This window comes from Photobacterium sp. OFAV2-7, assembly GCF_022347985.1.
Lineage (GTDB): Bacteria > Pseudomonadota > Gammaproteobacteria > Enterobacterales > Vibrionaceae > Photobacterium.
The window spans coordinates 1-6,265 of the sequence record NZ_JAKRFQ010000236.1; the positions used below are offsets into that span (position 1 = coordinate 1).

Below are 6,265 nucleotides of genomic sequence, written 5' to 3' on the forward strand. Positions count from 1 at the left end.
CAGCCAGTTGGCTGCTTTTTTTATATCTGTAACCCCCTCCATTTTTTAAGGGGAGGGTTAGGGGGTTAAGCCGCCCCTGGCTTGCGCTTCGGCTGGGCATCAATGCACTGGCCGTTAACCTCTTTGCTCTCCGGACCCATCAGGTACAGATACAACGGCATAATGTCAGCCGGTGTCTTGAGCAGCGAGCTGTCTTCTGCCGGGTAGGCCTTGGCACGCATCGCCGTACGGGTTGCCCCCGGGTTGATAGCATTGACACGGACATTGGTGTTGCTCAGCTCGTCAGCCAGGATCTGCATCATGCCTTCGGTGGCAAATTTGGAGATCGAGTAGGCACCCCAGAAGGCACGGCCCTGGTGACCAACTGTCGATGATGTAAAGACAATACGGCCGTCCTCGGCTTTCTTGACCAATGGCATCAGTGATTGTGTCATCAGGAGCTGGGCTTTGACATTGACCTGCATGACATCGTCGAAGGTATCTTCGCCGAGCTGATCGAACGGGCTCATCACACCGAGCAGACCGGCATTATGCAGGATGCCGTCCAGGCGACCGAACTGGCCTTCGATAGTTTCGGCCATGTCGTCATAGTTCTGCTTGGTCGCCCCTTGCAGGTCCAGAGGAATAATCGCAGGCTGAGCATAGCCAAGCGCTTCAATTTCGTCGTAAACGGCTTCGAGCTTGGCAACGGTACGGCCAAGCAAAATAACAGTTGCACCGTGAGCTGCATAGCTGATGGCAGCCTGACGGCCGATACCCTCACCAGCCCCTGTCACCAGAATGACACGATCTTTAAGAGAATCTGCAGCGATTTGATATTCCACGTGTAACTTCCTTATTGGTTTTTTAGTTTTCCTATTATACCCAAACCATTTCAAAATGCAGGATCTGAACATAACCGGCTACTTCATTTTGTGGCATAGCCGGGCTTGAATCAGATACCCCAGTTCACAGATAGACTCTCGGCTTACGCATTCTGTTATACCCAAATACTAGCCCTTCTGTTCTAACTCTATAGCTAATTCCATTGTTTAATTAATACAGGCTGAACACGTTGACTGAAAAACTAATTAATAAAAGGGATTTTATGAATAACAATAAACGATTAAGAACAGCCATACTGATATTTCCTTTGTTTGTTATAGGGTGTGATGGAGGCTCTTCTAGCACTGCAGTAAGTCAAGAAACAAAGACAATTACAGTTATTGATGGCTATCTGTATAATGCTACTGTTTGTATTGATAGAAACAAAAATAAAAGATGCGACCTGAATGAAGAAATAGCGCAAAGAACAAATGAACTGGGACAAGTCAAGATTGAACTGGCTGATGCTCAGTATCCGATAATTGCGAAGGCTATTGCAGGTATCACTACAGATAGTGATAAAGTCACACCCTTAACTCAATCCTACGAGCTAATTGCTTCCGCTAATGCTAACTATGTAACTCCATTCTCGACACTTGCTCATCTAGACAACTTGTCCCTGCAAGAATTAGCAGAAAAGATAGGCGTTGATTACGCTGCAATTAGTCGCGATTATGTGAGCGATAAACAGCATGAATCTCAAGTCGCGCATCTTCTTGCTAGAACAATTACCCCATTATTAGAAGAGCAGGCCATTGATAATGATTCATCAAGTCTGAATGAAAGAGTTGGTGAGATTAGGACACTGATTCATCAAAAAGAAAATGCGGGTATAGACTTGTCTGCCATTGACATAAGCTACGATACTCACTCAGGCGTCTTTTACTCGAAGCCCAAAGTAACAAGTGTTGAATCACGTATTAGTGAGCAGGCTTTTATTTACACTATATTCAGTAATCACTATATTGCTAATGGTCACAACTATGATGAGATCATCTCATTTAACGACGGTACTATAAGTTATCTAGGTAATCAGGAGCTGTATCGATTAGATGGAAACGCGCTGCTATATGGGAATAAGAGCTTTACATTTTTAATCATGAATGATGATTATCTTTTTAGTTTCTCCGAAGATAACAATCCTGGCATTTGGACTCAAGGTTCAACACCTTCCAGACCTGCTGTTCAGATTGAAGATGATTTTGTTGCAGGGAAAACGTTTTATCATCTGAGAGATATCAATACATCAGACGTCACCACTCCGCTTCCTAAACTGACAAAATTGGCGTTCGATAACAAAGATACAGTTGTCGTTACACCCGAAGGAGAGAGCGGCTTCACAGCCTCTTGGCAGGTCAAAGACTGGACAAACCATAATGATGAAACGTTCCGGACAATATATATTGAATTTCCAGAAGATCAGCAAAATAGAGCCAGCTTAAAAAATGAAAAATCGATGATATTGGAAATGATATTTGTGTCTAATGAGGTTTCGGTAGCGATAAACCACAGTAGTATTGCTCTAGTAAATGATAATCTAGTCATTAACGATGCAAATTTTGCCAGGCTGATATACAGAAAATGGCTTAACTAGCTACCCCGAAAAACACACGAAATGGAACCAGTTTGATAAGCCTTTAGCGCTGTCGAACTGGCCATTTTTGTATATTCTTCAAAGTAATACGCTTGCCTGCGTCTCACTTTCCTTTCCGTTGATGTATATCTTATCTACCTGCAATGAAGATCCCCTTTACGCTTTTTATGCCATATATAAATTCTTTGCCGATGATAGGCGAGAAGCTATTGGTTGCGAAGTAAAAGCACTAAAAGACGACGGTGCTGTGTTAGGATTGAACTATTATCTGCGTCATAGAGAAACATTATAAGTCTATTGGCAGGTTGCAGGACTTGAGGAACACCTGCGCTGCCCATATCTCTAAGAAGATGCGAAGTGTAAGCGAATCATTGTCCCTCGTGACAATAGTAAAAATGCCAAAAATGAGGACTCAACATTGGATTTTTTGTTTGATTATGGACTGTTCCTAGCCAAAATCGCCACGGTGGTGATTGCGATTGTCAGTATTCTTGTATTGGCGAAAGGGTTGAGCGGACGTCACGGGACACAGAAAGGCGAGCTGGAAGTAACCGATCTGACTGAGCAGTACAAAAATACCGTACATCAGTTAGAGTCGCATTTATTTGACAAGCCGTTGCTAAAAGCCCGTGAAAAGGCAGAAAAGAAGGCGGAAAAAGAAAAACACAAAGAGCGCCAGAGCGAGATCAAAAAAGCGGCCAAAGCTGGTGACCTTTCTCACGTTCGCGAGTCTCGTCTATTTGTTCTCGACTTTCATGGCAGTATCGATGCCCGTGAAGTAGCGGCATTGCGCGAAGAGGTGACGGCGGTATTGGCTGTTGCAATAGAAGGTGATGAAGTGTTGCTGCGTCTCGAGACCGGCGGCGGTATGGTTCACGGCTACGGTCTGGCCTCTTCCCAGCTTGATCGCCTGAAAGCGGCGGGTATCAAGCTGACTATCTCGGTGGATAAGGTTGCGGCCAGCGGCGGTTATATGATGGCCTGTGTTGCCGATAAGATCATCTCGGCGCCGTTTGCGGTAGTCGGCTCAATCGGGGTGATTGCCCAGTTGCCGAACTTCAACAAGTTGCTTAAGAAAAACGATATTGAGTTTGAACAGATCACTGCCGGTGAGTTCAAGCGTACCTTGACGATGTTCGGTGAGAATACCGATAAAGCGCGTGAGAAGTTCCAGGCAGAAATCGAAGAAACTCACGATCTGTTCAAGAACTTCATTGAAGATCACCGTCCGGAACTTGATCTGGAGAAGGTGGCAACCGGCGAGCACTGGTTTGGCAAGCAAGCCCACGAACTCGGCTTGGTTGATGAAATTGGCACCAGTGATGACTTTATTACTCATGCCTGTAAAGATCGCGAAGTACTTCAGGTTCGCTATGTCCAGCGTAAGAAGCTGGCCGAAAAGCTGGCAGGCGCTACGGGCGAGGCTGCTGATAATCTGCTGCTGAAATGGATCAGCCGCGGTCAGCGTCCAATTGTATAAGGTCGTCTGATGAATCAGAAATGGGCATTATTTTCGTTTCAGGGGCGGATGCGGCGTCGGGATTACTGGCTATACAGCTTGCCGGTATTGCTGGTATCGCTGCCGGTGTTCTTCTATAGCGCCACTGGAAATACGGCAGGCAACCCTGTACTAGGAGTCTTGTCCTTGGTCATTCTTGGCTTTGTTTTTTGGGCTTCTGCGGCATTGAATGTAAAGCGGCTTCACGACAGGAACAAAAGTGCCTGGTGGATTATCGTGACATTTTTGCCGTATATCGGGCCAATATTCGTCATTGTCGAGCTGGGGATCCTGGACGGAACCAAAGGGCCAAATCAGTTTGGTTCGGATCCGAAAGGTCGTGGTGAGCCGCCTGCCAATGGTGACAGCGATGACAGCAAAGATACCATGACAATTGATATCTGATAGGTGTTGCTAGCTAACGTCACAGCCCCGCGAGTGCGGGGCTGTTTGTTTTGATAGTACGGGTAACTAGCCTTTTAGCGTGAATTCCGGTGACAGTTTATGGGCAAGGAATTTGAACATATTGAAAACCGCTGTGGTTTTTTCAGTCGGTAATCCGTTGTCGTCCAAAAAGTATTCGCCTTTGAACACCAGCACATCGTCTTTCTCTTCAACGGAAGTGGCTCGCATACCATCCTGGTAGGATTCATGGTCTTGAATGAGCTGGTTAGCAATCATTAGTAACTCTTCGGAAGAAATGGTTTTTTTATTGCTCATGCGGTTATCTCTTGAATCGTAGCGTGATCAGGTTGTAGCAGCCTCGGTTTTAGGGGCGCTATAGATGGCCCACAGTGTATTGAAGTTAACGCTATAAAACAAACCCTTACCCAGTATAGGGTAAAGGCTCAAAATTGGTTAAAGAGTGTATGGCCGAGACGGAAATTCGACCAATTTATGTGAGCGACGGCAAAAATTCATGGGTTTTAATAGTCAAAGGCGGGAGGAGGTGGTAATGATTAGCGCCCTCAGCCACTTTATGGTTATAAATAAAGAGAAAGAGGCGTGGATTACAGTCAGTTTCGAGGGCCGAAATCGGCTTTAACTTGGTGTTAACAACTGGGGAAGGGACGAGCAAACAGACCGTTTTGATCAAAAAGCAGTTGACCTTCTAGGATTGTAGCCCAATATGTAAATACCAATTAGATTAAGTAACTACTTATCCTGAGCGCCACTCTCCAGCGATTGAGAATGCCTCTAGTGATTAGTTACTTAATCAGTTTGGTTTATTAGCGTTGCCGTGCCATTGTGTGAATATTAGCGTGCAACTATTTGTTTTATATTGAAAGTTTTGCGAGCACGAGGACGTAATAGAGTCATTATGGGTAAATCTCTCGTTATCGTGGAGTCCCCTGCCAAGGCGAAAACTATAAATAAGTACTTGGGTAAGGACTTCATTGTAAAGTCAAGCGTGGGTCACGTCCGTGATTTGCCAACGGGTGCACGTAGTACGGGTAAAAAAGCGGCAGCCACCTCGACCAAGGGGTTGAGTGCTGAAGAGAAGGCCCGTATCAAGAAAGAAAAAGAGCGTAAGGCGCTGATCGGCAAGATGGGGGTTAACCCTTATAACGATTGGGAAGCGCAATACGAAGTGCTACCGGGCAAAGAAAAAGTCGTTAACGAATTACAGAAGCTGGCTGCAGACGCTGACTATGTTTATCTGGCAACCGATTTGGACCGCGAGGGAGAAGCTATTGCGTGGCACCTTCGTGAGATCATCGGTGGCGATGATGAACGTTATAAGCGAGTGGTTTTTAATGAGATCACCAAAAATGCTATTCAGCAGGCGTTTGAACAGCCTGGTGAGCTGAACATTGATGGTGTGAATGCCCAGCAGGCACGACGCTTCCTTGACCGCGTTGTTGGTTTCATGGTGTCACCATTGCTGTGGAAGAAGGTCGCTCGTGGCCTTTCCGCAGGTCGTGTCCAGTCCGTTGCGGTAAAACTAATTGTTGAGCGAGAACGCGAAATTAAAGCGTTCACGCCGGAAGAGTTCTGGGATATTCATGCCAATACCCAAACGGCAGGTAAAGATGCGCTGCGTCTGATGGTTGCCCAGCAGGCAGGCAAGGCATTCCGTCCGGAAAACGAAGCCGATACCATGGCGGCGAAGTCGCTATTGGAAAAGGCCGCCTACAAAGTTGTCGACCGTGAAGACCGTCCGACCAGCAGCAAGCCGTCGGCACCTTATATCACCTCGACCCTGCAGCAGGCGGCAAGTACCCGTTTGGGCTATGGCGTAAAACGTACTATGGGTTTGGCACAGCGTCTCTATGAGGCGGGTTACATTACCTATATGCGTACCGACT

Annotated in this window: 6 protein-coding genes; 4 read left to right on the forward strand and 2 right to left on the reverse strand. The window is 46.2% G+C overall.

Annotation, left to right across the window (positions count from 1 at the left end; all coding sequences use genetic code 11):
- Positions 1–65: 65 nt before the first annotated feature.
- Complete coding sequence (locus MHN01_RS13225) at positions 66–824, reverse strand: YciK family oxidoreductase (RefSeq protein ID WP_239411774.1); 759 nt, start codon at positions 822–824, stop codon at positions 66–68.
- A gap of 263 nt (positions 825–1,087) precedes the next feature.
- Here MHN01_RS13225 and MHN01_RS13230 point away from each other — a divergent pair, with 263 nt between their 5' ends.
- The 3 genes from MHN01_RS13230 to MHN01_RS13240 all read left to right on the forward strand — a co-directional run bounded on the left by MHN01_RS13230 (position 1,088) and on the right by MHN01_RS13240 (position 4,361).
- A complete protein-coding gene (locus tag MHN01_RS13230) occupies positions 1,088–2,458 on the forward strand; it encodes a hypothetical protein (protein WP_239411775.1) in 1,371 nt (456 codons plus the stop codon).
- A 418-nt stretch (positions 2,459–2,876) separates the two neighbouring features.
- Positions 2,877–3,938, forward strand: a complete 1,062-nt coding sequence (sohB, locus tag MHN01_RS13235; RefSeq protein WP_239411776.1) for a protease SohB — start codon at positions 2,877–2,879, stop codon at positions 3,936–3,938.
- 9 nt (positions 3,939–3,947) lie between these two features.
- A complete protein-coding gene (locus tag MHN01_RS13240; protein ID WP_239411777.1) occupies positions 3,948–4,361 on the forward strand; it encodes a DUF805 domain-containing protein in 414 nt (137 codons plus the stop codon).
- 66 nt (positions 4,362–4,427) lie between these two features.
- Here the strand turns inward: MHN01_RS13240 and MHN01_RS13245 are convergent, their stop codons facing one another.
- Entirely contained in the window at positions 4,428–4,676 is a 249-nt protein-coding gene (locus MHN01_RS13245; protein ID WP_075766568.1) for a YciN family protein, read from the reverse strand.
- Between the two features lie 601 nt (positions 4,677–5,277).
- On the opposite strand from MHN01_RS13245, the gene MHN01_RS13250 reads away from it, so the two are divergent.
- On the forward strand, positions 5,278–6,265 hold a 988-nt coding region (locus tag MHN01_RS13250), incomplete at its 3' end, for a DNA topoisomerase (protein ID WP_239411778.1).